The sequence below is a fragment of the Caballeronia choica genome, assembly GCF_001544535.1.
Lineage (GTDB): Bacteria > Pseudomonadota > Gammaproteobacteria > Burkholderiales > Burkholderiaceae > Caballeronia > Caballeronia choica.
The window spans coordinates 23,012-49,963 of the sequence record NZ_FCON02000022.1; the positions used below are offsets into that span (position 1 = coordinate 23,012).

Consider the following 26,952-nt stretch of genomic DNA (forward strand, 5'->3'; position numbering starts at 1 on the left):
CATTTCAATGAGCGCTATTCATAACCACGCCGAGTCTGGCGTGTACAAGACGCAGGGCTTCGGCACGCCGCTGCCCGTGGCGGGCAACATCGGCCTGTTGATCGTCGACTTCGTGGTCGGCTTCGCCGATCCGTCCACCTTCGGCGGCGGCAATATCGCGCCTGCCATCGCGCGCACCGTTCACCTCCTCGCGGCGGCGCGCCGAAATGGCTGGCCGGTCGCGCACAGTCGCATCGTCTACGCCGCCGACGGCAGCGACGACAACGTGTTCTCGATCAAGGTGCCCGGCATGGCAACGCTGACCGAGGACCACCCGAACAGCGCGATCGTGCCCGAACTCGCGCCCGAGCGCGGCGAGCTGGTCGTCCGCAAGACGGTGCCCTCTGCGTTCTTCGGCACGCAGCTCGCGCCGTGGCTTTCGCAACGCGCGGTGCAGACGCTTCTGGTCGCCGGCGCGGTCACGAGCGGATGCGTGCGCGCGAGCGTGGTCGATGCCATGTCGCACGGTTTTCGTCCGCTCGTCGTCTCGGACTGCGTCGGCGACCGGGCGATCGCGCCGCATGATGCGAACCTGTTCGACATGCAACAGAAATACGCGGCGGTCATGACGCTCGAAGAAGCGTTGCAAACCATTCGCGCGCGCCACGCCTGAACGCCTGGAATCCGTCTGTCAGCGTGACTCGAAAGCCTCGGACGCCCGTCGCGGGGCGCTTCATCACGACTATAAGAAAAACTATAAGCGATTGATTTTACAAGCTTTTTTATTTGAAAAGCATTGCATTTCCGATTTTGGCTTCATACCTTGGCAACGTCGCAATACAGGTTCGTCCCACTCGCTTTGGCGCTTATCGCGCACCGATTCCCGAAGGAACACGACATGTCGACCCCATCACTGAACAGCACGCGACACGCGTTGCCAACCGACGCAGAAGCCGAAAGAAGCCTCTACCGGAAACTCACCTGGCGGCTGATTCCCTTTTTCTGCCTTTGCTATTTCTCCGCCTATCTCGACCGCGTGAACGTCGGCATCGCGAAGCTACAGATGCTCGACGCGCTCAAGTTCAGCGATGCGGTCTATGGACTCGGCGCGGGACTTTTCTTTGTCGGCTATATCCTCTTCGAGGTGCCGAGCAACCTGATCCTGCAAAAGGTCGGCGCGAAGTTCTGGATCGCCCGCATCATGCTGACATGGGGCGTGCTCTCCGGCCTCACGATGTTCGTCAAGACACCAGGGCAATTCTATGTGCTGCGCTTCCTGCTCGGAATCGCTGAAGCAGGCTTCCTGCCCGGCGTGCTGCTGTACCTGACGAACTGGTTTCCCGATGCCCGCCGCGGCCGGATCATCGCGCTCTTCATGATGGGGCTGCCGCTGTCGAGCCTGGTCGGCGGGCCGCTGTCGGGCTGGATCGTGACCGTCTTCGACGGCATGCACGGTCTGCAGGGCTGGCAATGGCTGTTCGGGCTCGAAGCGTTGCCGTCCATCGTGCTCGGCGTGCTGGTGTTCTTCTACTTGCCGAATTCGGCCGACACCGCGAAGTTCCTCGACAACGATGAACGCGCGCGGCTGAAGCTCGATCTCGCGGGAGAATCGCATGGGGGCAAGAGCCACCGCCTGCGCGACGCGTTCACTGACCCGAAAGTATGGGCGCTTGGCCTGATCGACCTGTGCGTGCTGCTCGGCACCTATGCCATCAGCTTCTGGATGCCGACCATCATCCACGACTCCGGCGTGAAAAGCGCACTGACCATCGGCCTGCTTACCGCCATTCCGAACGCGCTCGCCGTGGTCATGATGCTCGTCAACGGCGCAAGCTCGGACAGACTTCGCGAGCGCCGCTGGCATATCGTCGTGCCGTTCGCATGCACCGCGTTCGGCCTGATCGCGAGTACGTTCTTTAGCGGCAACACGGCTGCAACCGTGATCCTGTTGTCGATCGCGAACGCGGGCGTCGCTGCCGCGATGCCCGTGGTGTGGGCCTTGCCCTCCACGTTCCTGCGCGGTACGGCCGCCGCCGCGGGCATCGCGTTCGCCTGCTCGATCGCGAACCTTGGCGGATTCGCCAGTACGTACCTGATCGGCTGGATGAAGGAATGGACGCACAGCATGACCGCGGGGCTCGTCACGTTCGGCGTGTGCATGCTCTTCGGTTGCCTCCTGGTACTCGCGATGCCCAAGCGCATCGTGAACCGCTGAGTGTTCGCGCAATCCGCCATGTCGAGCCCGGCACCCACACGACGCGAACTGCTGGCCCGCCATGGCTGCCTGACGATCGTCCGGCAGCCGCTTGCGCCGGCCAAGCCTGCTCCCGGTCAGCCGGGGAGCGACTCGTCGTATGTACAGGACTCGCCGGAGGTGTTCGTCGCGGTGCTCGACGACGGGCGCATCCTCGCGTTCAATGGGCACGTCGATCTCGGCACGGGCATTCGCACGTCGCTTGCGCAGATCGTCGCCGAGGAACTCGACGTGGACGCCGCGCGCGTGCAGATGATCCTCGGCGACACGAGCGAGGTGCCCAACCAGGGACCCACCATCGCGAGCGCATCGATCCAGATATCAGCCGTGCCATTGCGCTGCGCCGCGGCCCAGGCGCGGCACGCGCTGGTCGCACTGGCGGCCGCGCGGATGGACGTCGACGCTGCACTGCTTTCAACCGACGAAGGCGCTGTCATCGCGCCCGACGGTACGCGGCTTGCATTCGGAACACTGCTCGCGGGGCGGCGTCTGTCACTGCCGCTCGACGATAGGGTGATCGTGAAGGACCCTGCGCGCTATCGTGTCGTGGGCCGCCCGGCACCGCGCGTCGATCTGCCGGCGAAGGCCACCGGCATGCTCACGTTCGTTCACGACATGCGCGTGCCGGGGATGCTGCATGGGCGCGTCGTGCGGCCGCCGTATGCTGGCCACGACTGCGGTGCGTTTGTCGGGAGATCGTTGATCGACGTCGACCGCGCATCGGCCGAGCGCATGCCGGGTGTGCGCGGCGTGGTCGTGATCGGCGACTTTGTCGGCGTGGTCGCCGAACGGGAGGAACAGGCGATCCGCGCAGCGAAGGCGTTGCGCGTGCGCTGGCGTGAGTTGCCGCGCTTGCCGGACCTGACCGACCCTTCCCGCGTGATCGCCGACTTGCCCGCGAAGCGGCGCCTGCTGCAGGAAAGCGGCGACGTGGACACCGCCGCGCGCGAACCAGGCGCAACCACGTTCACCAGGCGTTATGCGTGGCCGTACCAGATGCACGGATCGATCGGGCCGTCGTGCGCGCTGGCCGACTATCGTGACGATGGCGTGACCGTCTGGGCCGGCACGCAGAATCCGCAGACCCTGCGCTATGACCTCGCGCGCCTCGCGGGCCGTGACGAAGCGGACATAGCGATCGTGCGCATGGAAGCGGCCGGCTGCTACGGCCGCAATTGTGCGGACGACGTCGCAGGCGACGCGCTGCTGCTCTCGCGTGCGATGAAGGCGCCGGTGCGCGTGCAGCTTTCGCGCGCGGACGAACACCTGTGGGAGCCGAAAGGCACAGCGCAGGTGATGGAGGTGACCGGCAGCGTGTCGGCGCGCGGCGAGCCGCTCTCCTACGCGTTCACGACGCGTTATCCGTCCAACGATGCGCCGCTGCTCGCGCTGCTGCTGACCGGCACGATGAGCGCCGGGCCGCGCGTCTTCGAGATGGGCGATCGCACCGCTGTCTCGCCCTACGCGTTCCCTCACACGCGGTTCGCCTGCGAAGACCTCGCGCCGCTCGTGCGTTCGTCGTGGCTGCGCGGCGTGTCGGCCATGCCGAACTCGTTCGCCCACGACGCGTTCCTCGATGAACTCGCGGCCCATGCGGGCGCGGACCCGCTCGCCTACCGGCTGCATCATCTTCCCGACGAGAGGGCGCGTGAACTGTTGCAGGCGACGGCTGCACGCGCCGGATGGCAGCCGCGTACGACGCCGCGTCACGCGGACCAGACGCATGCGCGCTTTGTTCGCGGCCGTGGCATCGCTTATGCGCGCTACGTACACAGCCGTTTTCCGGGCTTCGGCGCGGCGTGGTCGGCGTGGGTAGTCGATCTCGAAGTCGACCGGTTCAGCGGCGCGATACGCATCGAACGGATCACGGTCGGCCAGGATACCGGAACGATCGTCAATCCCGATGGCGTTCGTCACCAGATTCACGGCAACGTGGTGCAAACGCTCAGCCGCGTGCTCAAGGAGCGCGTCCGGATGGCGGACGGGATGGTGGCATCGCGTGAATGGGGTAGCTACCCGCTGATTACTTTCGATGAACTGCCCGCCGTCGATGTCGTGCTCATGCCTCGCCAGGGCGAGCCACCGATGGGGTCGGGCGAGTCGGCATCGGTGCCGGGCCCGGCGGCGATCGCGAACGCACTCTTCGATGCCACCGGAGTGCGCTTCTACGAGCCTCCTTTCACGCCGGAGACGGTGCGGGGTCGTCTGTCTTGCGAGTCAAGTCGCGTGTGAAACGATTGGCAGCGAAATCACGAGCAGGTATCGGCATCCCGGACCGTTGCGATAGGGCGGTTTCAAGGTGAAGCGCAACAGAGGGTTTAATGTTTGGAACTCTGCCCGTTCTTTGACGCAAACGTGGCTCGCGGGATCGGCTCCGTGTACTGCGGAATCACATCGATTCGCGCGTTGTAACGTTGTTCCCTGTGCGCTGTCTCGACATATTCGGCGATACGCTCCATCGGCGCGAACCAAACGTCGCCTCGTTCAATCAAGCCCTCCAGGAACTGAGCAAACACCTCCCAGCGCGAAAGCCGCCCGACGACAAATGGATGAAGAACCGGCGTCCAGATGCCCCCATATTTGTATGCTACGTCGAACTCTTGAGCAAATGTTTCAAAGCCGCTTTTTGGTGAACGAATGGGCATCATGTAGTCCAGATCGAACGACTGAACATACTGAGGCCAATCGTCAATTCCCCAATGCACAGGTATTTCGACAAGTCGCTGTCCCGTTGTGCGACTTTCGATGAGGTAAGGAATGTCGTCACCCATGAGCGACGTGTCGTATTTAAACCCATGCGACAAAAGAAGATCCAGCGAATGATCCGAGAAATTTGATAGCGGCGCCCGCCAGCCGCGAGGAGCAACGCCGGTCGCCTTTTTTATGATCTCCACGCCCAATCCTAACCAGTAGGCTTGTTCTTCTCGCGACTGGGAGACCGGGTTCTCATGAAGATATCCATGGTGTCCTATCTCGTGACCATATCGCGAAATCAAATCTACGGCATCTGGATAACGCTCGATGCACCAGGCCGGGATAAAGAACGTTTGCTGGATTCCAAGATTCCTATAAGTCTCTACAATCCGAGGCACCGCGACGGTAGGCCCATATTGGAGCATGGAGAGACCAGACACTCGTCGATGTCCGTCTTCCGGATGGGCTAGATGGATCAGGCTGTCTGCGTCCATGTCGAAAGTCAGACAAGCAGCGCATTTGGCGTTGCCAGGCCAGGTTATCGGGTTCTTAATCATCTTCTCCACCGGCTTCAATACTATGTTTTCGGGTTAGCTTACCCGCGAAGTGTCCTTCGCCAGAACGGCGGCTTCAATACCGAAATTCCACAGAGTGGAATTATTCAAAATGATTTTCTGCCTCGGGTCTGGTCGGTTCAGTCCGCATTTCATTCCCTACCGCGCACGGTAGCCCAACGCTTTCGAGACCAGAAGCGCTTGTTCCATTAGAAGGCAGCCGATGCGGTCTGGGTCGGGGATTAGTATCCGAGACGTCGGTCCGGGGACGCTGATGGCTGCAATAGCAACGCCGTCCCTTCCTCGAACGGGCGCAGCGAGGCAACTGACTCCGTCTTCCAGCTCGTCCTTTTCGACGGCGTAACCGCGTTGAGAAACGGCGCTCAACTCCGACAAAAATGAAGCCTCGTCAACGATCGTCTGACTAGCAATCTTCGGGAGAGGACCTTTCTGAAAAATCGCGCTCACTGCCCGCGTATCCCGCTGCCACGCCAGAATCGCCTTGGCCGAAGCGGACGTGTATGCAGGGAACGTCGCCCCGATGCCCGGAACCATTCGCAACCTATGGGTCCCCTCCACCTGATCAACGTAGACGGTGTCAGTACGGTCAAGCACGACGAGATTACTTGTTTCTCCGGTTTGCCGGGTGATGGCCTCCAGCCGAGGACGCGCGATCTCTCGTAAAGCTGAGGTGCGCTTGGAAATGACAGTTGAAAAGCGCAACAGACGGTTGCCTAGAACGTAAGACTTCGAGGAGCCCTCGCGATCGACGTACCCTTGATCGGATAAAGTCGCCAGCAGTCGGTGGGCAGTACTCGGTGAAAGCCCGGTGCGGCGCGTGATCTCCGACAGGCTTGCACATCCGTCAGTCGCGTCGGCGAGGATGTCAAGAATGGCAAGACCGCGCACCAGGGACTGTACGTTACTGGTATTCATTAAGTGCCGCCTCCAAACGGTTTGCCAGCCTGACATTTGCGGCGATAGTCGGGATCCTCATCCGGACTTCTACGACATGGAAGTTTAGCCGCAACCACGCCCGGAAAAACATCGCGGGATTTCCGCGCAGTGGAATTTCTGTCTTGTGGACAATTTTGACAACGCCGAGACTAGCCATGACCGGACACAAACACCGCCGGCGATTTCTTGGAGACAGTCATGGAGCAGCAACTTTCAGATGATGTCGGTGCGTCCGACATGAGGGCGGTACTAGTGGACTCTTCGTCGGAAGAAAAATCGTTCAGGGAGCGACTATCCACGGGACACGTGGTAGGACTCGCCATGGCCGATGTCTCTCCGACCATGGCTGTATTCCTGCTTTCAGGAGCCGTGTTTGTCTCTGGCGGCACGCTCGCCGCAGGCGTCAACATCCTGATGATGGGGGTGGTCGTCCTCATTGCCATGTGTCTCGGCGAATTGGCGTCGATGTACCCGTCCGCGGGCGGAATGTACACGTTGGTTCGGGAAACGCTACCCGCGCCTTTCTCATGGGTGACGAAGTTCAATTACTTGCTGCAAGGCGTGATCATCCCGGCATCGATCGGGATTGGAATCGCGCAATTCCTGCGTGACCTTTATCCGACGCTTCCAATTCCGGATGCAGCGATCGCATGCATGTCCATTGCGCTGGCCGCGTTCATCGCGATGACGGCAGTGGAAGTTGGCGCATGGTTGACAGGCATTATGGTCTTCGTCGAGCTTACGGTATTGGGGATCGTGACGGTTGCGGGCTTTACCCACGCGCATCAACCGATAGGGGAGTTAATTTTGCACCCCGTGATGCTCAACGCCGCAAGCAACGGAACTGTCGCAGTAGGCATGGTGGCGATCTTTGCGTCACTCGCTCCGGCATTCAATATCATCAACGGTTACGACGCGGCACTCGGTTTTGCAGAGGAGCTGCACGGCGGCAGGAAGAACATTGGAAAGGCCGTCGTATGGTCGGCAATCATCGCGTCGATCACCATCATCGTCCCGCTCGTTGCCGCGATGGTCGCTGCACCCGATCTTGTCGCATTCCTGAAGGCACCTTCTCCCGTGTTGTATGCGGTTGAAAGCGCGATGGGACCGTGGGCCAAATATGTCGTGGACATTGGCGTGACGGTTGCGTTGTTTAATGCGGCATTGTCGCTGATGATGTATTTCGGACGCGGTCTATACGCGACGGGCCGGGATGGCGCATGGCCGCAGGCCATCAACCGACGACTGGCCAGCCTTAACAAGCACTCTGTACCCGCTTGGGCGACGCTTGCTCTTGCCGTCCCGGCTTGCGTACTTTCGTTCTTTAGCTATCTCGACTGGCTCGTCAACTTCGGCGGCACGATGATCGCAGCTGTCTATTTCTGCATCGGGCTCGCAGCGTTCTGGGCGCGCATTTCCCAGCCAAACGTCGATCGACCCTTCAAGATGGCGCTGTGGCCGCTTCCTCCCTTGGTGGTTATCGGCTTCACAGGTTTTGCACTCTATTCGCAGGGCATGCAGTATTTGGCCGGCGAGCTGGTCGTGATTGTGGTCGGGCTGCTCTGCTGGCAACTGTCGAAGAAATGGTGAGGGGGAAAACATGAGCAAGAGCGTCGTAGTAATCACGGGAGCCGCACGTGGGATCGGGTTTGCGACTGCCAAGCGTTTCGCCAGGAAAGGTGCACTCCTGGCGCTTAACTACCATGAAACCTGCGAATCCTTGACAGAGATCACTGCGCTCGCAAAGGCGAATGGCGGTGACACGCTGCTCTTTCAAGCAGACGTTTCGGACCACCTGAAGATGGAGGCGTTTGTTGCAGAGGCCGAGCACAAGTACGGTCAGGTTGATGTACTCGTCAATAACGCAGGCATCTTGCACTCGGTTCCCACCGTTGCTGAAACGTGGGAGCGATTCGAGCGAATGATGGCGGTCAATCTGGGCGGTACCTTTGCCACGATCCGCGCGGTTCTGCCTGGCATGCTCAAGCGCCGAAGCGGCCGTATCGTCAACGTCGCATCGGAGCTCGGCCTGATCGGCTTCGCGACTTACGCGTCGTATTGCGCGTCCAAGGGTGCCGTTATCGCGCTGACAAAAGCCGTGGCAAAGGAGGTTGCATCCTCGAACGTCCTGGTGAACTGTGTCGCACCCGGTCCTGTCGAGACACACATGCTCATCCACGACACCGTCGAATTCAATGATGAGACGCGAGAACAGATCCCTCTCAAGCGCTTTGGGCAGCCCGACGAAATTGCAGCCGCGATCGAGTTCCTGGCGGGCCCCGACGGAAGCTTCATGGTCGGCCAAGTGATCAGCCCCAATGGCGGGACAGCGATCTAAGACCAATGGCCAATTGGGATTTCATGTGACTTCAAATGTTAATTCGTTGCTTCGGGGTCTGACAATCCTGGATGTCCTTGCAGAGGCGCCCGATGGCGTGGCGTGCTTGGGGGAGATCTCACGGATGACGGGCCTCTCGCCAAGCACGACGCACCGACTCCTGGCTACGCTCGTTGAGAGAGGATATGTAGCCCGAGGAGTCGGAACGAAGCAGTATGTTATTGGCCATCGAATGATCCACTTCTCATGCAGCGCGACTCAACGCTCCATGCGCCTCAGACAGATCGTTCGACCGCATCTGGAGTCGATTACGGCCGAAAGCGGAGAGACCAGCAACCTTGTTGTTTTTGAAGGAAAGAACGTCGTATATGTCGACCAGGTTGAGGGAACCAAAGCGCTGCGGATGATACCCGGGTTAGGCTCGACCTTTCCAGCGTACACGTCCGCATCCGCTAAAGCGATCCTTGCTTACCAAGTCGACAACGCGCCGCTTGGCGTCCTCTTCTCGGCTGAGCCGCTCACTAAGCATGCGAAGCACACTCTCATCGAGAAATGTGAGTTCGAAGCGGCGGTCCGCCAAGTGGTGACATGTGGCTATGCGGTGGAGCACGACGAGCTTGCGGAAGGGTCTAGCTGCATTGCAGCTCCGATCCGGAGCCGCAACGGAGTGTCAATTGCGGCAATCAGCGTGCCGGGTCCAACGGCACGGGTTCTTCATCCTACGCCTGAGCGGCTCGGCTTATTGGTCATGCATCACGCCCAACAAGTGTCCGCAGCGCTAGGATTCCGACAGCTGGTTCCCACCGTGTCAGGAAAAACGGTAGTCCGCAGAGAAGTATTGGAATCGCAATGACGCGGAAACAGGAAAGCTTTAACAACAGGAGACAACAATGAGCACCACACTTGTCACAGGTGGTCTGGGTTATGTGGGTCGTAACATCGTCAAACAGCTGGCCCAAGCGGGTCAACGGGTCGTATCCTTCAACCGCGATTACGTGGAACTCGACGACGACTTGGTCACGGCGGTGCAGGGAGAGCTATATGACATCCCCCGCATTGTCAGAACAATCCAGCAATTCGGTGTCACGTCGGTTATTCATACTGCTGCAATGTCTCACCCCGACCTCTCGATTGAATTGCCGCTGACCACCGTTGCTGCGAACATCGATGGCACAGTGCATCTTTTGGAGGCGATGCGCCTCGCCGGCGTCAAACGGCTTGTGAACTTCTCATCGGAAACTGTCTACGGTCATATCGACGGCGAGGTCACGGAGGAGTCAAAGCTCTCGCCAACGACACCGTATGGCGTCACAAAAGTCGCTACCGAGATGTTCGGCAAGGTGTACAACGACCTTTACCAGATGGAAGTCGTTTCGATCCGTGTATCGGAGGTCTACGGGCCAGGCAACAAAATGCCGCAAGTGACTCGTGACATGATTAAAGCGGTCCTCGGCGGCCAACCCTTCCGAATGACGACAGGCGGCGACCATCAATTCCAGTTGATCCACATCGAGGATGTAGCGCGGGCTGCCATCCTTGCCTCCAAAGCGAAAGCGGTCAAAGGCTCGGTGTTCAACATTACGGGCGGATCACGCGTGTCGCTTAATCAAATGGCAGACATCGTGAAAATTTCTATTCCGGAGGCCGACATTGAAATCGGTCCAGGCTTCTGGCACCTCGATAAGCAAGGGCCATGGAACATCGATGCGGCTGCACGTGAACTTGACTATCAAGCGTCCCGTGAACTCAAGGAAGGCATCGCTGACTACATCGAGTGGCTTCGCAACCACGCGTACTGATCTGGCTTGAGCTCTAGGTATTGGAGGCAAACTGACATGAAGACGAACATGATGGCGGAGATGACGTGGGTCGAGTACCGGTCCCGCCTCAAAGCGGGAGGCACGACGGTTCTGCTCCCCGTTGGTGCGTTAGAGCAACACGGACATCATCTGCCGATGGGAACCGATCACCTGTTGCCAACTGCAATCTGCAAGGCGATCGCCGATCGAATTCCGGCCATCGTCGCCGCCCCAATCGCATACGGATATAAATCACAACCTCGAATGGGTGGCGGAAATCACTTTCCGGGAACAACGAGTCTGGACGGCGGTACCTTGACCCTAGTCGTTCGGGACATCATCAAGGAACTCGGCCGCCACGGCGTGAAGCAACTGGCGCTGATGAATGGACACTGTGAGAACCTTTTTTTTGCAATCGAAGGCATCGATCTGGCACTGCGCGATCTTCGCTACGAAGGGATCACTGATTTGAAGATCATGCGCTTCGACTACTGGGATTTCACCACACAAGCAACGCTCGACCAATGCTTCCCGAACGGCTTCCCAGGATTCGCCCTCGAACATGCGGCAGTGCTTGAGACATCGATGGGACTTCACGTCTTTCCCGAGCTTGTACGTATGGATGAGCTTGTCGATGATCCAGCTGCGGTATTTCCTCCGTACGATGTCCACCCCGCCAGGCAATCATGGGTGCCGCAGTCGGGTGTCCTTTCGCCTGCCCGAGGGGCAAGCGTCGAGAAGGGAAAAGCGCTTTTCAACGAGTACGTTGACCGCATCGCAAACGCAATCCGAGAAGAGTTCGTGGAGGCCGTGTGACGACCCATTCAGTGCCATCCAACTATGTTGGAGTATGGAGTCGATCGAAGCTTCGAAGAGGAAATGGGCCGTGGGATTTCACCACGCGGGTCTTCTGGCTGCAAACGCCTTTTTGGCATGCCGACATTCGGATTCCGGCTGATCGACCCGATTTCTCGGGCGTTAGGAGCCTGGCTGAGTGCAGTCAGAAGCAACTAAATGCACTATTGATGCAGGAGGCATTCTGCGGTACGACGACGGTCGAAGACGATGTATGCAGATGGTCTAGACAAATCGACTATCGCCTGCGGGACACCGACGATTTCGGTCAGATGATGTTCAACGGCAACGACGTCGAAGAAATCGGAATCGAGACGGACTATTACGAGCTGTGGCACAAGCTCCCAGATAGCATTGGGCGGAGCTTTGCCTTGCAGCGCGATGATCTACACGGCGAGCAACGGAGATCATTCCTGTGCGTCGCCGGCGACTACTTCATCTACTCGCGCAACCGTTCCATGTGCACATCGCCAGCCGTGCGTATTCGACGAAAGATTCAAACTGAATGCGCGGGACGTCAGGAACTCGAGGCGTTTCTCGACTACGAGTCGTCGTTGGGAAAAATCAAGGACGGCGTCGGTACAATCCAGATGTCCACACTTCCGTGGAGGGAGGGGCAAGTCGCGTTTGACCTTAATGTCATAGCTGAAGAGATTAAAGCGGCGCAACTCTCCAACAATGCGGCACGGTGCTGGGTCCTTATCGCGGGATCTGGAGAATTTGCGATCGAGAATGCGCAGGCGGCTTAATCGAGGCAACAATCAGGTGCTGCCAGAGAGAATGTGTCTGATGGTGGCACCTGTTCATTACCCTCCGACCCTTCCGGGCGTGTGACATGGACGCAAAGACAATCGCCGCACGTCTGCTTGTGGCAATCGCTAAGGTTCTCTCGGTTCGTGCAGTCGCAAGGACGTCGCTTTTTTCCGGGCATCGGCCTTGGCACGGTTCTTGGCAGTTACGAGCGCATTTTCGATGCTTGACATGGAAGTCCAACGGATCGATGCCTTGGCAAAACCGCCCTGCCGCGGTACCGCATTCAAGGATCGCGCGCAGGAGAGTCGACCACCGGCGAGACGATCCGAATTCTTCGCGTCATGCTCTGCCAATTCGTCCAGATCGTCGAACGTCAGAATCCACGCCCGCACCTCGGCCAGTAGCGAATCGAGGTTCTGTGTGAGTCGCGAGCAACTCACCAACCAGGCAATCGATCTGGTATTTGCCGGCATCCGCAGCCTCACCGGTATCTAACCTGAGCGCGAGGGCTGGCTGTCAAACAAGGTCCGGATAGGCTCGACCAAGCCGGCAACTTCTTCGACGCGTCGCGCAAGGCGCCGTGGCGCGTCGCCACGGCGTCCGCACTAGCGCCTCGGCATCCAGACGGGCAGCGACGAGCCGCGCGGCACGAGCACCGTCGCGTAGTGGCCCGGCGTGCGCGACATGCGCACCTGATCGGTGACGCCCTGATACCGTCCGGCGGGCGTGTCGGCAGCGAACAGACTGGGTTTGGCGTTTTCATGAGCGATGCTCGAACCCGCCGTCTCGTGCGCGAAGGTCTTGTCGAACAGCCCGAGTGAATACAGCCACAACGACGCACGCGAGAGCGACACATGCACGCGATAACTCCCGCCTTCGTCAACTCGCCGCATGAGGGCAGCGAGTGCGCCCGTCGTCGCGAGCCACGCGACCATGTTGTCGTTCACCACCATGACGGGCGGCAACTGGGGCGCGTCGGGCGAGCCTTCCAGCGTCGTGACGCCGGTCACCGCGCCCGCGGTCTGGTCGAAGCCGGCGCGCGTCGCCCATGGGCCCGTCTCGCCGTGCAGGCTGACCGTCACGTGGATGATGCCGGGACGCACTTGCGCGGCTTCCTCGGCCGTGAGTCCGACTTTGTCGAGGAAGCCGTGGCGCCGGTTCGCATAGAAGATGTCGGCACCGCGCAATAGCGCCTTCATTTGCGCATTCCCCTCGCTCGCGCCGACGTCGATGAGCGTCGAGCGCACACCGACGTTCGCCGTCGTGTACATCGTGTCCACCTCGAAATCGTCTGGCCGCCAGACGTTCAGCACGTCGGCGCCGTGATACGCAAGCGCGCGTCCGATCGCGGCCCCGGCAATGACCCGCGCCATCCCCAGCACGCGCACGCCGTCGAGCGGCGCAACGGGATCAGGGGTGAATGGCTCCGGATCCGACTCGCCGATTTTCTCGACCTGGACCAGCGGCATCGACGACAAGTGATCGACATACTGCTTCTCCTGCATGAACTCTTCCGCGCTGCGCACCATAGGCATGACCACGCCGGCGGCGGACCCTGTTTCCTCGAGTTCCCGCGCATCCCATTTGCGAAATGCCGCCGCGACCGCTTCAGGCTCATCGGTGCTCTGCAGGAGCCGCAGCGCGGATGACCTGAGCCGTGGATAAAGGTTGAACGGCATCATCCAGCGGCCGTCGCGCGTTTCGAAGAACGCTCGCATGAACGGATTGGTCGGGTCCGCCGTATTGCGCGGCGCATGGCCGTTCAGCAGTTCCCACTTGCGCTCCCAGAACGGGCAGAGCCTGCGCGGTGCCTGTCTGATGTCGAGGTGAAGGTCCTGCCCTTCTCCCGTGCGCTTCGCCCATAACGCGGCGATCGCGACAGACTTCGTCATCAGCGCGAGGCCAGCCGCAGCGCCCAGACGAAACACGCTTGGCACGATCGGATCAGCGCCTTCGAAGGTGATCGCGCCGCCGGCGCTCGCGGGGTCGATGCCGACCACGGCCAGCGTGCGCGCCAGATGTTCATGAAGGTCGAACGGCACCTCCGCTGCGACGCGCTCGCGCAGCGCGGTTTCGATCGATGCGGTGGTCGCCCGCGCGGCCGCGCCGGCTGAATCGATGTAGGTCATGCTGGTCCGCCTGTGAGAATGAGCATTGAAAAAGCGCGCGCCTATGCAGCCGCCTTCACCATCTCTTCGATCACCTTCTTTGCATCGCCGAAGACCAGCTTCATAGGCATCGTCCGGATAGCTCGCGAGCGCCCCGGCGCCGCGCTGCACGTTCACTCCATGGCCCTGCGACACGTACTTCATGACCGTTTCCGGCGTCGCGACAACGCGTGTCTCGTGCGCGCTCGTTTCAGTCGGTATTCCGATGTTCATGCTGGCGTAATGGCGTGATGCGTGGTTGAACCAGGCCGCTGGCGCGCCCCTCGAATGGCGCCTTCGCGCAGGCAACTCCCCCTGCGCGACGGCGCCGGCGAAGCAGTCAGGCTTATTTGGCCGGTGCGGTGAATGCCGCCGCGTTCTTCCTGACGAAGTCCTGGACGGAGATCGGCGCCTGGCCCGTCAGCGTGAGCACGTCGTCGGACATCCGGTCGTAGCGCCCCGCGCGGTGCAGATCGGCCATGGTTGCAAGGTGGTTGACCAGATGAATCGGCAAGCGGAGTTCGATCAGGCTCTCCCGCCACGGTTCGACGGGAATGTCCTGATAGGTGATCGCGCGGCCGAGCGCTTTCGAATACTCCTCTGCGTAGAAGTGCATGTTCTCGGACTGCGGACCGGTAAGGTGATAGATCTTGCCGATGTGCGGCACGGGATCGGCGAGCAGCGCGGCAACGGCGCGCGCGACGTCCTGCGCCGCAACCGGCGAAGTCTTGCCGTCGCCGAACGGCAGCCTGATCTGATCCGCCTTCCTGACCGAAGGCGACGAGAACATCAGGAAGAAGCCTTCGAGAAACACAGTCGGTCGCACGTGCACGACCGGCAGGCCCGACCAGTTCAACGCCTGTTCGGCGAGCCAGTGCAGCTTGTGCTGCGGGCTCGCGGTGGTTTCAGTGATGCTCATCTGCGAGAGCGTCATCTGCGACATGTTGACGAAGGCCTTGACGCCGTGATGCTTCGCCACTGCGGCCGCGTTGATCGTCGCGGCGAGATAGGCATCGGACACCGACATCGCGAAGTACATCGTCTCGCAGCCATCGATTGCCCTGTGCATCGAATCGAGATCCAGCAGATTGCCGACCACGACCTCCGCGCCCATGTCACGCAACGCCTGTGCGCGTTCGTCTTCCGTGCGCACCATGGCGCGCACCGCCTTGCCCTCGTTCAACAGCAGTTCCGTCACCGTGCGCCCTACCGCGCCTACGCGGCCCGCGGCGCCGGTGACCAGAATGGGACTTTGCTCAGCCATTTTGGGTAACTCCTTCTGAATGGATACACCGACGAATACACCAGCCGGCCCATGACCGGCTTTCGCGCCCTACGCCGCCAGCTTCAGAATCTCCAGCACGCCGGACGGCTCATGAACCGGGCGCGGATTGCTGAAGATGAAGAACTCGGTCATCGTGTTGCGCGCGATCAGGTCGAACTGGTCCTCGCCGACGTCCACCTCACGCAGGCTGGTCGGCAGGCCGAGCGATTTGCAAAACGCCCGGAACGCCTCGGAGGCGGGCATGCCGGGCTGACCCAGCGCAGCGGCGAGCGCCTTTTGCGCGTCGGCGGTGAACGGCTCGTTGTACGCGAGAATGCCCGGCATCATCACGGGCGTGCACAGGAAGTGCGGCACGTCGCAGGTGCCGCCCAGCACGTGGCCGATCGCATGGCTCGCGCCCATCGGCACGCGCGCCTGCAGGCCGAACGAGCAGAGCCAGGAAGCGACCTGGCACTGCGTAGCCGCTTCGACATTGTCGCGCTCGCGCTGTGCGCGCGGCAACCATTCGCGCATCAGCCCGATGCCGCGCAGCACGGCCGCATCCACGAGCGGGTTGCCCTGCGTGGAACAGAGCGCCTCGATGGCATGGTCCATCGCGCGCGTGCCCGAGCCCAGCAACAGCGACTCCGGCGCATGGCGCAGCAGGTGCGGATCGAGGATGATCGCGAGCGGCATCATCTTCGCGTGATAGAAGGTCTGCTTGAGCTTGCGGCGTGAATCGGTGACGAGGCATCCGGCGTTGTACTCGCCGCCGGACAGGCTCGAAGGCACCGCAATCATTCGCACCGACGGACCGCGGAAATTCGCGATCTTGCGCCGGCCTTTGTCGTCGAGCTGCACCTCGAAGCCGTCCAGGCCGTCTTCCTCCGTGATGTCGTGCTCCAGGCAAAGCGTCGTAATCTTAGCAATGTCAACTACGGAACCGCCGCCGATAGCGACGATCAGGTCCGCGCCCGCCTCGCGCGCAGCGCGCGTGGTGTGCATCGCGCCTTCGCGCGTGGTGTGCTGCGCGACGCCGTCGAACACGCCCGCATAGCGCTCGCCCAATGCTTCGGCGATCTTGCCGATCTCCGGCGTGGTCGTATTCAGCGTGTGACTGACGATCAGAAAAACACGCTTCGCGCCCAGCCTTTCAGCCTCCGCCGCCAACGTGGCCGCTGCGGGCCGGCCAAACACAACCCGATCCATCATCGGGAAAAGATGAGTTCCCCGGTTTCGCATAGTGTCTCTCCTCATTCGGTTGATCGACCCGCCTTCCTGGCCCGGGCATTCGGGTTTGTCGCAGGATCATCTCCTCTTGCGTAGCCAAGTATCCGCAGATAACATAACACTGTCAAGTTTAAAGTGCGCCCGGCTCGAAACTTCACCGCACGCCGTGGAGCCGGAACGGAAAGCCTCTTTTCAGCGAGTCAAACACATGCCCGGCTACGATGCTCCCATCCGCGAACTCCGCTTCCTGCTTGAAGATGTCTTTGGCTACGATCAGCACACGCCGGCCCTGCCCGGCTTCGAAGAGGCCACGCTCGACGTCGTGATGGCGGTGCTCGACGGCGCCGCCACGTTCGTGCAGGACGTGCTGTTGCCGATCAACCTGCCGGGCGACGCCGAAGGCTGCCGCTTGGCCGATGGCACGATGCACACGCCCAAGGGGTACGGGCAAGCGTATGCGCTTTATCGGGAGGGCGGCTGGCCTGCACTCGCTTCCGCGCCCGAATGGGGCGGCCAGGGTCTGCCGCCGTCGCTCGCATTGATGGTGCGCGAGTTCGTCGCATCCGGCTCGATGTCCTTCGGCATGTATCCGGGCCTGTCGCAAGGCGCGTATCGCGCGATCCTCGCGCACGGCAGCGAAGAACTCAAGCGCATCTATTTGCCCAAGCTCGTCGACGGCTCATGGACGGGGACCATGTGCCTGACCGAACCCGACAGCGGTTCCGACCTGTCGCGGCTGCGCACGCGCGCCGAGCCCGAAGACGACGGCAGCTATCGGCTCACCGGCACGAAAATCTTCATATCGAGCGGCGATCACGATCTCACTGACAACATCGTGCATCTCGTGCTGGCACGGCTGCCCGATGCGCCGGCGGGCACGCGCGGCCTGAGCCTCTTCGTCGTGCCGAAGCGCATCGCCGAGGATCTGCCCGGTGCGTCGGCCGGCACGCAGAACAACGTGAACACGGGCTCGATCGAACACAAGATGGGCATCCGCGCGCAGGCAACAGCCGTGCTCAATTTCGACGGCGCGCGCGGCTGGCTTGTCGGCAAGCCGCACGGCGGGCTGCGCGCGATGTTCACGATGATGAATTCATCGCGTGTCGGGGTTGCAGTGCAGAGCGTCGGCGTCGCCGAAATCAGCTATCAGAATGCGCTCGCCTATGCGAAGGAGCGCCGCCAGGGCGTCGCGCCCAATGCGCCCGGCGCTGCATCGCAGCCAGGCACCGACGGGCGCAACCCGATCATCGACCATCCGGACGTGCGCCGCTCGCTCCTTACCATGAAAGCGCTGGTCGAAGGCATGCGCGCGTTCTATCTCGACGCGGCGCTTCTGCTCGACGTACGCGCGGCGCGTGCGGGCAGTCCCGAAGGTGAAGACGCGGAAAGTCGTCTCGCCTTGCTCACGCCCGTGCTGAAGAGCTTTCTCAGCGACTGCGCATTGAAGGTGACCGACCTCGGGATTCAGCTTCACGGCGGCCACGGCTACGTGCACGAGAACGGCATGGAGCAGTTCTATCGCGACGCACGCATCGTGCCGCTCTACGAAGGCACGAACGGCATTCAGGCACTGGATCTCGTGCTGCGCAAGATCGGACTGGACGATGGTCGCGTGTTCGAGTCGTGGCTCGCATCCGTCGAGGACACCGCCGAGCGTGCCGCTTGCGTCGCGAGTCTCGCGTCGATGGCCGCCGCCCAACGCCGGGCATCGGCGAGGCTGCGCGACGCGACGGCGCAATTGCGCGCCTGGCGCGACGGCAACGAGCTGGATGTCGCCGGCGCGGCGACCGACTACCTGAACCTGTTCGGCCTCGTGGCGCTTGGCGAGTTGTGGCTGCGCATGGCTCAAGCCGCGCACGCGGGCCGCGCGCAGCACCCTCAGCTTGCCCCGTTCTACAACGGCAAGCTCGGCGCGGCCGAGTTCTTTTTCCAGCGCCTGTTGCCCGCGTCCGAAACGCACTTCGAGGCGGCGATGAGCGGCGCCCAGGCGCTGATGACCCTGCGTGCCGAAGAGTTCTGACACATACACATGGTCGTCAGCCACACCTACCGGAGGAACCTCTCTATGTCCGCTGAAAACCCGCGCGGTCCGCTTGCCGGCGTGCGCATTCTGGATCTGTCGAGCATCGTGCTCGGGCCGCTCGCAACCTTGACGCTCGCGGGACTCGGCGCCGAAGTGATCAAGATCGAGGCGCCCGAAGGCGACAACGTGCGCGAAGCAGGCTCGATGCGGGTCGACGCGCACGGGGTCGAGCACGAGAAAATGGGCCACGTGTTCATGCACAACAACCGCGGCAAGAAGAGCGTCGTGCTCGACCTGAAGAAGGCGTCGGCGCGAGAGGCGCTGCTGATGCTCGCGAAGGACGCCGACGTGCTGCTCTCGAACATCCGTCCCGCCGCGATGGACCGGCTCGGACTGGGCTACGAAGCACTCGCGGCCGTCAACCCGCGCCTCGTGTATGTGACCGCGTGCGGCTACAGCGCGCGCGGCCCCTATGCGGAGCGTCCCGCCTACGACGACCTGATCCAGGGCGCGGTCGGCCTTCCGTGGCTCATGCAGCAGGCTGGCACCCAGGACCCGATGTACGCACCCGTTTCGATCGCGGACCGCGTGACGGGCCTGCATGTCGCCTATTCGATCAGTGCCGCGCTCTTTGCGCGCGAGCGCAGCGGCAGCGGTCAGCACGTCGAGGTGCCGATGTTCGAAAGCGTCGCGCACTTCGTGCTGGCCGACCACATGGCGGGCCGCACGTTCGCGGCAGGCGCAGCAGGCGAGCGCGCGAGCACGGGCGAGGCGGGCGTGGGTGAAGCGGGATACGACCGCTTGCTGTCTGTGGATCGCCGGCCGTACCGGACCGCCGACGGCTACTTGTGCGTGCTGATCTACAACGACAAGCACTGGCGTACGTTCCTGAACGCGATCGGCCAGCCCGAACTTTTCACCGAAGATCCGCTTTTTTCAAGCCAGCGCAACCGTTCGCGGCGCATTCGCGAGATCTACGCCTGGGTGGCCGGCGTGATGCGCACGCGGAGTTCCGCGCAATGGCAAGCGTTGCTTGACGAAGCCGATATTCCGTATCAGGTGGTCAACTCGATCGAGGACCTGCTGAACGATCCGCATCTGAACGCAACGGGCTTTATCGGCGAGGAGATCCATCCGACCGAGGGGCACGTGCGCACGCTGGGCAATCCCACCACGTGGTCCGGCACGCCGCTGCCAGCGCTATCGCCCGCGCCCCGCCTTGGCGAGCACAGCGTCGAGGTGTTGCTCTCGGCCGGCTATTCGCGTGACGAAGTAAAGCGACTGCTCGACGAGGGCGCGGCCTGCGCGCCGCGTCACCCAGGTTCCGCAACGACCGCCGCAACAGCCGGCGCATGAAACAGCACCACTCATCCATTTACCAGACGAAGGGACTCACCATGTTCAAAAACGACCTGCTGAAGGGCAAGCGCATTCTGATCACGGGCGGCGGCTCAGGGCTCGGCAAGGAAATCGCCGCGCGCTATCTGGAGCTCGGCGCGGACCTCTACATTTGCGGACGCCGCGAAGGCGTGCTGCGCGAATGCGCCGACGAACTGACCGGCCGTTTCGGCGGTTCGGTCAAGGGCGTCTCGGTCGACATTCGCAACGCCGAGTCGGTCGACCAGATGATCGCCGACATCTGGCAGGAAGGTCCGCTCACGGGTCTCGTCAACAACGCGGCGGGCAACTTCGTGAGCCGCACGGAAGACCTGTCGTCACGCGGTTTCGATGCGATCGCGAATATCGTGCTGCACGGCACGTTCTACGTCACCCAGGCGGTGGGCAAGCGCTGGATCGCGGGCAATCTGCCGGGCAGCGTGGTGTCGATTCTCGTGACATGGGTGATGAACGGCGGGCCGTTCGTCGTGCCTTCCGCGATGTCCAAGGCAGGCGTGAACGTGATGACGAAATCGCTCGCCGTCGAGTGGGGCCGCCACCAGATCCGCCTGAACGCGATTGCGCCGGGCGTCTTCCCGACCGAGGGCATGAGCAAGCGCCTCTACCCGGGCCGGGACGACGCGGGCCGCGCCGAGGGCAGCAGCCCGATGGGCCGCGCGGGACGCATGGAAGAGTTGCAGAACCTCGCGACCTTCCTGATGGCAGATGGCTGCGAGTGGCTGACGGGCCAGACGCTGACGATCGACGGCGCGAACTCGCTCGCCACCGGCGGCAACTTCTATCACTTCAAGGACTGGACCGACGGCGACTGGGATCTCGCGCGCAATTCGATTCGCGAGCTGAATGAGAAGGACCGGCTCGCGCGTACGGTATGAGCGTCGAGTGCCCTGAGTGCGGGGCTTTCGCTTCGCACTCTGACCTAAAAAAAAGCCCACGTCGTTCAAACGTGGGCTTTTCTCTTCGCGGCTGCCGCGCGTCAGGACGATGAAACCACCACATGCGGCACGCAAGGCGCCGCAAACAGATCGACGACGGCCGCGCGGCGCCGCTCGATCACCGCGCGCTGATTGATGCTGCCCTTGTCGGTGACCTCATAGTGCTGCATCGAAGGCGGATCTTCGAGCAGCATCAGCCGTTCGATACGCATCGACGCGCCCCTTTGCCCCGCGTTCGCCGCCGCGAGGCGCCGCGCGAGTTCCCCCAACAGCGCGGGATGCCGCACCAGCTCAGCGGGCCTCAACGCGCCAAGCTCGGGCAACGCCTTCGCGCATGCGCCGGCATCGGGCCATGCGAGCGTGCCGAGCGTATCCGTGCCGTCGTACGCGATCACGGCTTCCTTGACGAGCGGACTGCACGCGTCGATCAGGCGAGTGCGCAGCGCAGCCGTGCGTACCCACGTGCCGTTCGCGAGCTTGAAATCCTCGGCGAACCGCCCTGCGGAGCGCAACCCCGCGATCGGGCGCTCGGGGTCGACGAAGCGCACCGCGTCGCCGAGCAGGTAAAAGCCCTCTTCATCGAACGCTGTGGCCGTTTTTTCGGGGGCATCGAGATAGCGCTCGATGATGTTCGGCCCCCTGATGCGCATTTCGTAGCGGCCCGGGAGGTCGGGGTCTTCGAGCAGCTTCAGCTCGACATCGGAAACCGGCAGTCCGATGCAGCCGACGTCGTCGACGGCCCAGTATTGCGTCACCGCCGGTCCGGAGCTTTCGGTCGCGCCGAATACCGACGTGAGCACGACACGCTCGCCGGTCGTACGCACGGCGATCCGCTGAAAGCGGTCGTAAAGGTCGCGCGACAGCACCGCGCCGCCGTAGTACACATACTTCAGGCGCGAGAAAAAGTGCTGCGCGAAACGCTCGTCGCGCTCGAGCGCGGCAACCAGCATCGCGAGCCCGGCGGGCACGTTGAAATAGAGCGACGGCGCGACTTCGCTCAGGTTCTTGAGGGTTTGGTCGAAAGGGCCCGGCAGCGGCTTGCCCTCATCGATATGGAGCGTCGCCCCGAAGCGCAGAATCCGGTTGAGCACGATGTTGCCGCCCATCACATGATGCCAGGGCAGCCATTCGAGATAAACGGGCTGGTCCTCCGGGTCTTTCGCGAACACGCGCGCGGCCATTTCCTGCGCCGCGACGAGATTGCTGCGCGACTGCACGACCGCCTTCGGCATGCCGGTCGAACCGGAGGTGAACATGTACTTGGCCGGCAAGCTGCCCGGCAGTTGCCGATGGCGCGCTTCGACCTCGGGGTCGATCACGGTGCTCGCCAGCGCCTCGAACGACAACGAGCCCGGCGCCGCGTGCCTGGCCGCGATGACCCGCTCGGGCGGAATGCCGAGCGCGTCGAGCGCGCCCGCAAAACGCTGTGCATCCTCGACGAACACCAGATGCGGCTTGACGAGCGACACCGCATCGGTGAGCCGCGCGTAGTTGCCGCCAAGGAGCGAATAGGCAGGCGACACAGGCGCGACCGGCACGCCCGCATACAACGCGCCCCACGTCAGCAGCGCCTGCGCAGTCGAATTCTCGGAAAGGATCACGAGCGGCGCGCTCTGGCTCGCACCGTGCGAAAGCAAAGCGCTCGCCAGCGCGCGCACCGTGCGCCAGACCTCGCCGACGCTCACCGACTCCCATGCGCCCTCGCCGTTGCGCTGCACGAGCATCGGGCTCGCAGGGCGGATGGCCGCCCAATGCTCGAGCCAGTCGGTCGTGCACGCACGCGTGGGCGGCAGCGGCGTGCCCGACTTCAGGATCAGCGTCCCGTCGCCGCGGCGCTCGATTTCCAGCGACGGCTCGCGGAATCCGACTTCGCGAAATGGCCGTTCGATTGTCTCCATTACGTGTGACGTCATTGTTCCCTCTGCTACGTTGCGGTACGCGAATAAATGATGGTTCGGTTTGCGCCGATGCGCATCAGATCGCTTCGAGCACGGTCGCAATACCCTGGCCGCCGCCGATGCACTGCGTGGCGAGCGCATAACGCCCGCCCGTGCGCTGGAGTAGCGCCGCCGCCTTGCCGACCAGCCGAGCACCGGTTGCGCCCAGCGGATGGCCGATCGCAAGACCGCCGCCGTCGAGGTTCACGCGCGCCTCGTCCAGCCCAAGCTCGCGGATGCACGCAATTGCCTGGCTCGCGAACGCCTCGTTGATTTCGATCACGTCGAGGGCGCCTGTGCCAATGCCCGCGCGCGCGAGCGCCTTCCTCGACGCCGGAATCGGCCCGATGCCCATGAGTTCCGGCGCGACGGGCGCGACCGCGGCCGACACGATTCGCGCAAGCGGCACGAGCCCGTGCTCGCGCGCAAACGCGGCGCTGCAGATGAGCGTCGCGGACGCGCCATCGGTCAGCGGCGACGACGTGCCCGCCGTCACGCTGCCGTCCTCGCGAAACGACGGCTTCAACCCGCCAAGCGCTTCCGCGCTGGTGCCAGGCCGGATGCAGCCGTCTTCATCGACGACGCCCGTGCTCGTGCGGATCGGCACGATTTCGGCGGCGAGCCGGCCTTCGGCGCGGGCGGCGGCCGCCTTCGCATGCGACACCACCGCAAGCGCCTCCTGTGCCGCGCGGCTCACGCCGAATCGTTGCGCAACGTTTTCCGCGGTGATGCCCATCGGCGTGTAGACCTCGGCATGGCCTTCCATGAGCGTCGGATTCGGCAACTTGTTGAAGCCGCCCTGCGGCACGCGCGTCATCGATTCGACGCCGCCGCAGATGAACGCATCGCCCATGCCGAGCGCGATCTGGCCGGCCGCGTAATGAATCGCCGACATCGACGAGCCGCAGAAGCGGTTGATCGTCACGCCCGGCACATGCTCGCCGATGCCCGCGCGAAAGCTGACGATGCGCGCGAGGTTCTGCCCCTGCTCCGCTTCCGGATACGAGCAACCGAGCACGATGTCTTCGATCAGCTTCGGATCGACTTTCGTTCTTTCGAGCAGACCGGCGACGACCTGCGCCGCGAGATCGTCGGGACGGATGTCGATCAGCGCACCCTTGCGCGACGGATGAAATGGCGAGCGCGCAAACCCGGCCACTACGACTTCATTCATGCTTTTCTCCTTGGTTCGATAGAGGCGTGCGCGGCGTGCGCACGCCTTTCATCCATGATTCATGCGAGGAAAATCTCAACCGGCGCCGTCGGCCGGGCGACGCGGAATGCTGGTCAGCCCATAGAGCCGCATCGCTACTTCGCCGCGCTGGTTGACGAGCTCGATGCGCGCTTTCGCCACGCCGCGCTTCGGCTTGTCGGGAAACGTCTGAATCTCGACGAGCTCGCGCTTCACGTGGACCGTGTCGCCGGCCCTCACGGGCTGCAACCAGCGCAATTCGTCCGCGCCGACGCCCACGATCGGCGTCTCGCCGAACAGGCGCGCGTGCACGCACAACCTCATCGCGAGCGAGGCCAGGTGCCAGCCGCTCGCGATCAAACCGCCGAACGGGCCGGCTCGGGCCGCGTCCGGGTCCGTGTGAAACGGCTGCGGGTCGAACTCGCTGCCGAAGCCGATCACGTCGGCGGCCTCGATCGTCACCGGCTCGCTCGTCCACGTCTCGCCGACTGTCAGGTCTTCCAGATATCGCCATGCCATGCCGCTCTCCTTGCGTCGATGCAGGCCGTGCTATTCGAAACTCGCGCCCTGCCCGGCGAGCTTCACGATGAACGGGCTTGGCTGCCACTGGCCGCCCTGGTAGCCTTGCTGATACTTGCGGATGCGCGCGAGCACCTCGTCGAGGCCGAGCGTGTTCGCGTAGTGCATCGGGCCGCCCTTCGTGACCGGAAAGCCGTAGCCCGTCGCATAGACGACGTCGATGTCAGACGCGCGCTGCGCGACCAACTCGTCGAGAATCCGCGCGCCTTCGTTGGCGAGCGCGAGCATCAGCCGGTCGACGATCTCCTCGTCGCTGACTGCGCGCTGCGCGACACCCGTTGCCTCGCGATGGGCATGCAGAATCCGGTCGACTTCCGGGTCCTGAAGACGCTTGCGGCTGCCGGGCTCATAGCGGTACCACCCCTCGCCGGTCTTCTGGCCGAGGCGCCCCGCTTCGCAGATGCGGTCCGCGATGCGCGAATAGATCATCTCCGGCTGCTCGACATAGCGGCGCTTGCGGATCGACCAGCCGATGTCGAGACCGCTCAGGTCGCCGACCGCGAAAGGCCCCATCGCCATGCCGAATTTCTCCATCGCGGTATCGATCTGCGCGATGCCGCAGCCTTCGTCGAGCAGGAAGAGCGCCTGCTGAAGGTAGCGCTGCAACATCCGGTTGCCGATGAAGCCATCGCACACACGCGAGAGGACCGCGGTCTTCTGCAGCTTGCGGGCAAGCTGCATGACCGTGACGAGCACATCGTCGGATGTCTTCGCGCAGCGCACCACTTCGACGAGGCGCATCACGTGCGCGGGCGAGAAGAAATGCATGCCGATCACATCGGCCTCGCGAGCGGTGACCGCGGCGATCTGGTCGATGTCGAGCATCGACGTGTTGGTCGCGAGAATGGCGCCCTTGGGCGCAAGCCGTTCCAGGTCGCGAAAAATCTGCTGCTTCAAATCGAGCCGTTCGAACACCGCTTCGACCACGATGTCGGCATCGGACACCGCCGCCGCGAGATCGAGCGAAGGCGTGACCCGTTGCAGCGCACGCTCGCGCGCCTCTTGCGTGAGACGGCCTTTCTCGACCTGCGTGTCATAGACGCCCCGAATCGTCGCCATGCCGCGCTCGAGCCCTTCGCGCTGTGTATCGACGAGGGATACGGGGATGCCCGCATTCATGAAGCAGATGGCGATGCCCGCGCCCATCGTGCCCGCGCCGATCACCGCCGCCCGGCGAATGTCGTGCGGCCGCGCATCCTTCGATACGCCGGCGATCTTCGCCGCCTGGCGCTCGGCGAAGAAGTTGTAGCGCAACGCCTTCGATTCCGGCGTCGCCAGCAATTCGAGGAAGCGCGCGCGCTCGAATTCGCGACCCGCTTCGAACGGGAGCGTGACCGCGGCCTCGCAGCAGTCGACGATGGACAGCTTGCCCTTGTGACCGGGCGTACGCTTCTCGATGTCCGCGCGCAGTGTTGCGAACAGGTCGGCCGGTGCGCTTTCCATCCGGGGGCTAAGCGCGCTCGTGCGGCGCAGCGGCGCCTTGGCTGCGATCAGCTTGCGTGCGAAGTCAAGCGTGTCTTCGAGCAGGTCGCCGTGCGAAAGAATATCCACGAGCCCATGGTCGAACGCCGACTGCGCACCGAGTGGCGCGCCGCTCAGCATCAGCGGGGCCGCATGCTCCATCGGAATCAGCCGCGGCAGACGCTGCGTGCCGCCAGCGCCCGGCAGGAAACCGAATTTGACTTCGGGCAACCCTAATTGTGCATATGCACCTAATACACGATAATGAAGCGCCATCGCGAGTTCGAGTCCGGCGCCGAACGCAAAGCCGCCGATCGCGGCAATCAGCAGTGTGTCGACCTTGTCCAATCCTTCGATCAGCTCGGGCATCGTCGGCGAAGCCTTCTGCGCCGGTGTATTGAACTCGCGAATCTCGGCGCCGCCGCAAAACGGCCCCCCGCCGCCCGTGACGACGATCGCCTGCACGTCGTCCCGCTGCGCCGCGTGCAGCACCTGCTCGTGGAGTGCCTTGCGTTGTGCGGCGGACAGGCTGTTCACGGGAGGATTGTCGAAACTCACGACGGCAATGCCGTCTTTGACCACGTATGCGGACTCCATGACCAT

The 26,952-nt window shown here is 62.7% G+C and carries 22 protein-coding genes and 2 pseudogenes; 13 read left to right on the forward strand and 11 right to left on the reverse strand.

Going from position 1 to position 26,952, the window contains the following annotated elements:
- Positions 1-7 precede the first annotated feature (7 nt).
- The 3 genes from AWB68_RS12665 to AWB68_RS12675 all read left to right on the forward strand — a co-directional run bounded on the left by AWB68_RS12665 (position 8) and on the right by AWB68_RS12675 (position 4,465).
- A complete protein-coding gene (locus tag AWB68_RS12665) occupies positions 8-652 on the forward strand; it encodes an N-carbamoylsarcosine amidohydrolase (RefSeq protein ID WP_087644695.1) in 645 nt (214 codons plus the stop codon).
- A gap of 225 nt (positions 653-877) precedes the next feature.
- Complete coding sequence (locus AWB68_RS12670; RefSeq protein WP_087644696.1) at positions 878-2,194, forward strand: MFS transporter; 1,317 nt, start codon at positions 878-880, stop codon at positions 2,192-2,194.
- 18 nt (positions 2,195-2,212) lie between these two features.
- Positions 2,213-4,465 (forward strand): xanthine dehydrogenase family protein molybdopterin-binding subunit, encoded by a 2,253-nt coding sequence (locus tag AWB68_RS12675; protein WP_087644740.1) that lies wholly within the window; start codon positions 2,213-2,215, stop codon positions 4,463-4,465.
- An 86-nt stretch (positions 4,466-4,551) separates the two neighbouring features.
- Here the strand turns inward: AWB68_RS12675 and AWB68_RS12680 are convergent, their stop codons facing one another.
- Positions 4,552-5,484 (reverse strand): polysaccharide deacetylase family protein, encoded by a 933-nt coding sequence (locus AWB68_RS12680; RefSeq protein WP_087644741.1) that lies wholly within the window; start codon positions 5,482-5,484, stop codon positions 4,552-4,554.
- A 156-nt stretch (positions 5,485-5,640) separates the two neighbouring features.
- Positions 5,641-6,417, reverse strand: a complete 777-nt coding sequence (locus AWB68_RS12685; RefSeq protein WP_160110002.1) for an IclR family transcriptional regulator — start codon at positions 6,415-6,417, stop codon at positions 5,641-5,643.
- Positions 6,418-6,636: 219 nt separating this feature from the next.
- On the opposite strand from AWB68_RS12685, the gene AWB68_RS12690 reads away from it, so the two are divergent.
- From AWB68_RS12690 to AWB68_RS12715, 7 genes and pseudogenes are all read left to right on the forward strand, one after another.
- The gene (locus AWB68_RS12690) at positions 6,637-8,028 is read left to right on the forward strand and encodes an APC family permease (RefSeq protein ID WP_087644698.1); all 1,392 of its coding nucleotides are present in this window, start codon (positions 6,637-6,639) and stop codon (positions 8,026-8,028) included.
- Between the two features lie 10 nt (positions 8,029-8,038).
- The gene (locus tag AWB68_RS12695; protein WP_087644699.1) at positions 8,039-8,776 is read left to right on the forward strand and encodes an SDR family NAD(P)-dependent oxidoreductase; all 738 of its coding nucleotides are present in this window, start codon (positions 8,039-8,041) and stop codon (positions 8,774-8,776) included.
- Positions 8,757-8,960: pseudogene (locus AWB68_RS51365) on the forward strand (helix-turn-helix domain-containing protein); the annotation flags it as partial. The gene AWB68_RS12695 and the pseudogene AWB68_RS51365, both read left to right, overlap by 20 nt.
- A 48-nt stretch (positions 8,961-9,008) precedes the next feature.
- Entirely contained in the window at positions 9,009-9,629 is a 621-nt protein-coding gene (locus tag AWB68_RS12700; RefSeq protein WP_235028300.1) for an IclR family transcriptional regulator, read from the forward strand.
- 37 nt (positions 9,630-9,666) lie between these two features.
- A complete protein-coding gene (locus AWB68_RS12705) occupies positions 9,667-10,575 on the forward strand; it encodes an NAD-dependent epimerase/dehydratase family protein (protein ID WP_087644701.1) in 909 nt (302 codons plus the stop codon).
- A 36-nt stretch (positions 10,576-10,611) separates the two neighbouring features.
- On the forward strand, positions 10,612-11,391 hold the full coding sequence (locus AWB68_RS12710; protein ID WP_087644702.1) for a creatininase: 780 nt from the start codon (positions 10,612-10,614) through the stop codon (positions 11,389-11,391).
- The gene (locus AWB68_RS12715; RefSeq protein WP_125482924.1) at positions 11,388-12,179 is read left to right on the forward strand and encodes a hypothetical protein; all 792 of its coding nucleotides are present in this window, start codon (positions 11,388-11,390) and stop codon (positions 12,177-12,179) included. Before AWB68_RS12710 ends, AWB68_RS12715 begins: the two co-directional genes overlap by 4 nt.
- 129 nt (positions 12,180-12,308) lie before the next feature.
- Here AWB68_RS12715 and AWB68_RS12720 read toward each other — a convergent pair whose 3' ends face one another.
- From AWB68_RS12720 to AWB68_RS12735, 5 genes and pseudogenes are all read right to left on the reverse strand, one after another.
- Complete coding sequence (locus AWB68_RS12720) at positions 12,309-12,656, reverse strand: hypothetical protein (RefSeq protein ID WP_125482925.1); 348 nt, start codon at positions 12,654-12,656, stop codon at positions 12,309-12,311.
- Positions 12,657-12,788: 132 nt separating this feature from the next.
- A complete protein-coding gene (locus AWB68_RS12725) occupies positions 12,789-14,312 on the reverse strand; it encodes a CoA transferase (protein ID WP_235028301.1) in 1,524 nt (507 codons plus the stop codon).
- Between the two features lie 156 nt (positions 14,313-14,468).
- Positions 14,469-14,564: pseudogene (locus tag AWB68_RS51370) on the reverse strand (hypothetical protein); the annotation flags it as partial.
- A 112-nt stretch (positions 14,565-14,676) separates the two neighbouring features.
- Positions 14,677-15,594, reverse strand: coding sequence for an NmrA family NAD(P)-binding protein (locus tag AWB68_RS12730; protein WP_087644706.1), 918 nt, complete (start codon positions 15,592-15,594; stop codon positions 14,677-14,679).
- Positions 15,595-15,663: 69 nt separating this feature from the next.
- Entirely contained in the window at positions 15,664-16,836 is a 1,173-nt protein-coding gene (locus tag AWB68_RS12735; RefSeq protein ID WP_087644707.1) for an iron-containing alcohol dehydrogenase, read from the reverse strand.
- A 196-nt stretch (positions 16,837-17,032) separates the two neighbouring features.
- On the opposite strand from AWB68_RS12735, the gene AWB68_RS12740 reads away from it, so the two are divergent.
- Genes AWB68_RS12740 through AWB68_RS12750 form a run of 3 tightly spaced genes read left to right on the forward strand, consistent with a single transcriptional unit; the run spans position 17,033 to position 21,120 of the window.
- Positions 17,033-18,844, forward strand: a complete 1,812-nt coding sequence (locus AWB68_RS12740; RefSeq protein ID WP_087644708.1) for an acyl-CoA dehydrogenase C-terminal domain-containing protein — start codon at positions 17,033-17,035, stop codon at positions 18,842-18,844.
- 45 nt (positions 18,845-18,889) lie between these two features.
- Positions 18,890-20,203: a CaiB/BaiF CoA transferase family protein gene (locus AWB68_RS12745; protein WP_087644709.1), complete on the forward strand. Its 1,314-nt coding sequence runs from the start codon at positions 18,890-18,892 to the stop codon at positions 20,201-20,203.
- 41 nt (positions 20,204-20,244) lie between these two features.
- Positions 20,245-21,120, forward strand: a complete 876-nt coding sequence (locus tag AWB68_RS12750) for an SDR family oxidoreductase (RefSeq protein WP_087644742.1) — start codon at positions 20,245-20,247, stop codon at positions 21,118-21,120.
- A 101-nt stretch (positions 21,121-21,221) separates the two neighbouring features.
- Here the strand turns inward: AWB68_RS12750 and AWB68_RS12755 are convergent, their stop codons facing one another.
- The 4 genes from AWB68_RS12755 to AWB68_RS12770 form a co-directional block, all read right to left on the reverse strand.
- On the reverse strand, positions 21,222-23,093 hold the full coding sequence (locus tag AWB68_RS12755; protein WP_160110003.1) for an AMP-binding protein: 1,872 nt from the start codon (positions 23,091-23,093) through the stop codon (positions 21,222-21,224).
- Positions 23,094-23,154: 61 nt separating this feature from the next.
- Positions 23,155-24,291 (reverse strand): thiolase family protein, encoded by a 1,137-nt coding sequence (locus AWB68_RS12760; RefSeq protein WP_087644711.1) that lies wholly within the window; start codon positions 24,289-24,291, stop codon positions 23,155-23,157.
- Positions 24,292-24,366: 75 nt separating this feature from the next.
- Entirely contained in the window at positions 24,367-24,828 is a 462-nt protein-coding gene (locus AWB68_RS12765; protein WP_087644712.1) for a MaoC family dehydratase, read from the reverse strand.
- Positions 24,829-24,858: 30 nt separating this feature from the next.
- Positions 24,859-26,946: a 3-hydroxyacyl-CoA dehydrogenase NAD-binding domain-containing protein gene (locus AWB68_RS12770; RefSeq protein ID WP_087644743.1), complete on the reverse strand. Its 2,088-nt coding sequence runs from the start codon at positions 26,944-26,946 to the stop codon at positions 24,859-24,861.
- Between the last annotated feature and the right edge of the window lie 6 nt (positions 26,947-26,952).

Excerpts from the sequence above, each read along its gene's own strand:
- AWB68_RS12665 (WP_087644695.1), top strand. The coding sequence starts at position 8 with ATGAGCGCTATTCATAACCACGCCGAGTCTGGCGTGTACAAGACGCAG.
- AWB68_RS12670 (WP_087644696.1), top strand. The coding sequence starts at position 878 with ATGTCGACCCCATCACTGAACAGCACGCGACACGCGTTGCCAACCGAC.
- AWB68_RS12675 (WP_087644740.1), top strand. The coding sequence starts at position 2,213 with ATGTCGAGCCCGGCACCCACACGACGCGAACTGCTGGCCCGCCATGGC.
- AWB68_RS12680 (WP_087644741.1), bottom strand. The coding sequence starts at position 5,484 with ATGATTAAGAACCCGATAACCTGGCCTGGCAACGCCAAATGCGCTGCT.
- AWB68_RS12685 (WP_160110002.1), bottom strand. The coding sequence starts at position 6,417 with ATGAATACCAGTAACGTACAGTCCCTGGTGCGCGGTCTTGCCATTCTT.
- AWB68_RS12690 (WP_087644698.1), top strand. The coding sequence starts at position 6,637 with ATGGAGCAGCAACTTTCAGATGATGTCGGTGCGTCCGACATGAGGGCG.
- AWB68_RS12695 (WP_087644699.1), top strand. The coding sequence starts at position 8,039 with ATGAGCAAGAGCGTCGTAGTAATCACGGGAGCCGCACGTGGGATCGGG.
- AWB68_RS12700 (WP_235028300.1), top strand. The coding sequence starts at position 9,009 with ATGATCCACTTCTCATGCAGCGCGACTCAACGCTCCATGCGCCTCAGA.
- AWB68_RS12705 (WP_087644701.1), top strand. The coding sequence starts at position 9,667 with ATGAGCACCACACTTGTCACAGGTGGTCTGGGTTATGTGGGTCGTAAC.
- AWB68_RS12710 (WP_087644702.1), top strand. The coding sequence starts at position 10,612 with ATGAAGACGAACATGATGGCGGAGATGACGTGGGTCGAGTACCGGTCC.
- AWB68_RS12720 (WP_125482925.1), bottom strand. The coding sequence starts at position 12,656 with ATGCCGGCAAATACCAGATCGATTGCCTGGTTGGTGAGTTGCTCGCGA.
- AWB68_RS12725 (WP_235028301.1), bottom strand. The coding sequence starts at position 14,312 with ATGACCTACATCGATTCAGCCGGCGCGGCCGCGCGGGCGACCACCGCA.
- AWB68_RS12730 (WP_087644706.1), bottom strand. The coding sequence starts at position 15,594 with ATGGCTGAGCAAAGTCCCATTCTGGTCACCGGCGCCGCGGGCCGCGTA.
- AWB68_RS12735 (WP_087644707.1), bottom strand. The coding sequence starts at position 16,836 with ATGCGAAACCGGGGAACTCATCTTTTCCCGATGATGGATCGGGTTGTG.
- AWB68_RS12740 (WP_087644708.1), top strand. The coding sequence starts at position 17,033 with ATGCCCGGCTACGATGCTCCCATCCGCGAACTCCGCTTCCTGCTTGAA.
- AWB68_RS12745 (WP_087644709.1), top strand. The coding sequence starts at position 18,890 with ATGTCCGCTGAAAACCCGCGCGGTCCGCTTGCCGGCGTGCGCATTCTG.
- AWB68_RS12750 (WP_087644742.1), top strand. The coding sequence starts at position 20,245 with ATGTTCAAAAACGACCTGCTGAAGGGCAAGCGCATTCTGATCACGGGC.
- AWB68_RS12755 (WP_160110003.1), bottom strand. The coding sequence starts at position 23,093 with ATGACGTCACACGTAATGGAGACAATCGAACGGCCATTTCGCGAAGTC.
- AWB68_RS12760 (WP_087644711.1), bottom strand. The coding sequence starts at position 24,291 with ATGAATGAAGTCGTAGTGGCCGGGTTTGCGCGCTCGCCATTTCATCCG.
- AWB68_RS12765 (WP_087644712.1), bottom strand. The coding sequence starts at position 24,828 with ATGGCATGGCGATATCTGGAAGACCTGACAGTCGGCGAGACGTGGACG.
- AWB68_RS12770 (WP_087644743.1), bottom strand. The coding sequence starts at position 26,946 with ATGGAGTCCGCATACGTGGTCAAAGACGGCATTGCCGTCGTGAGTTTC.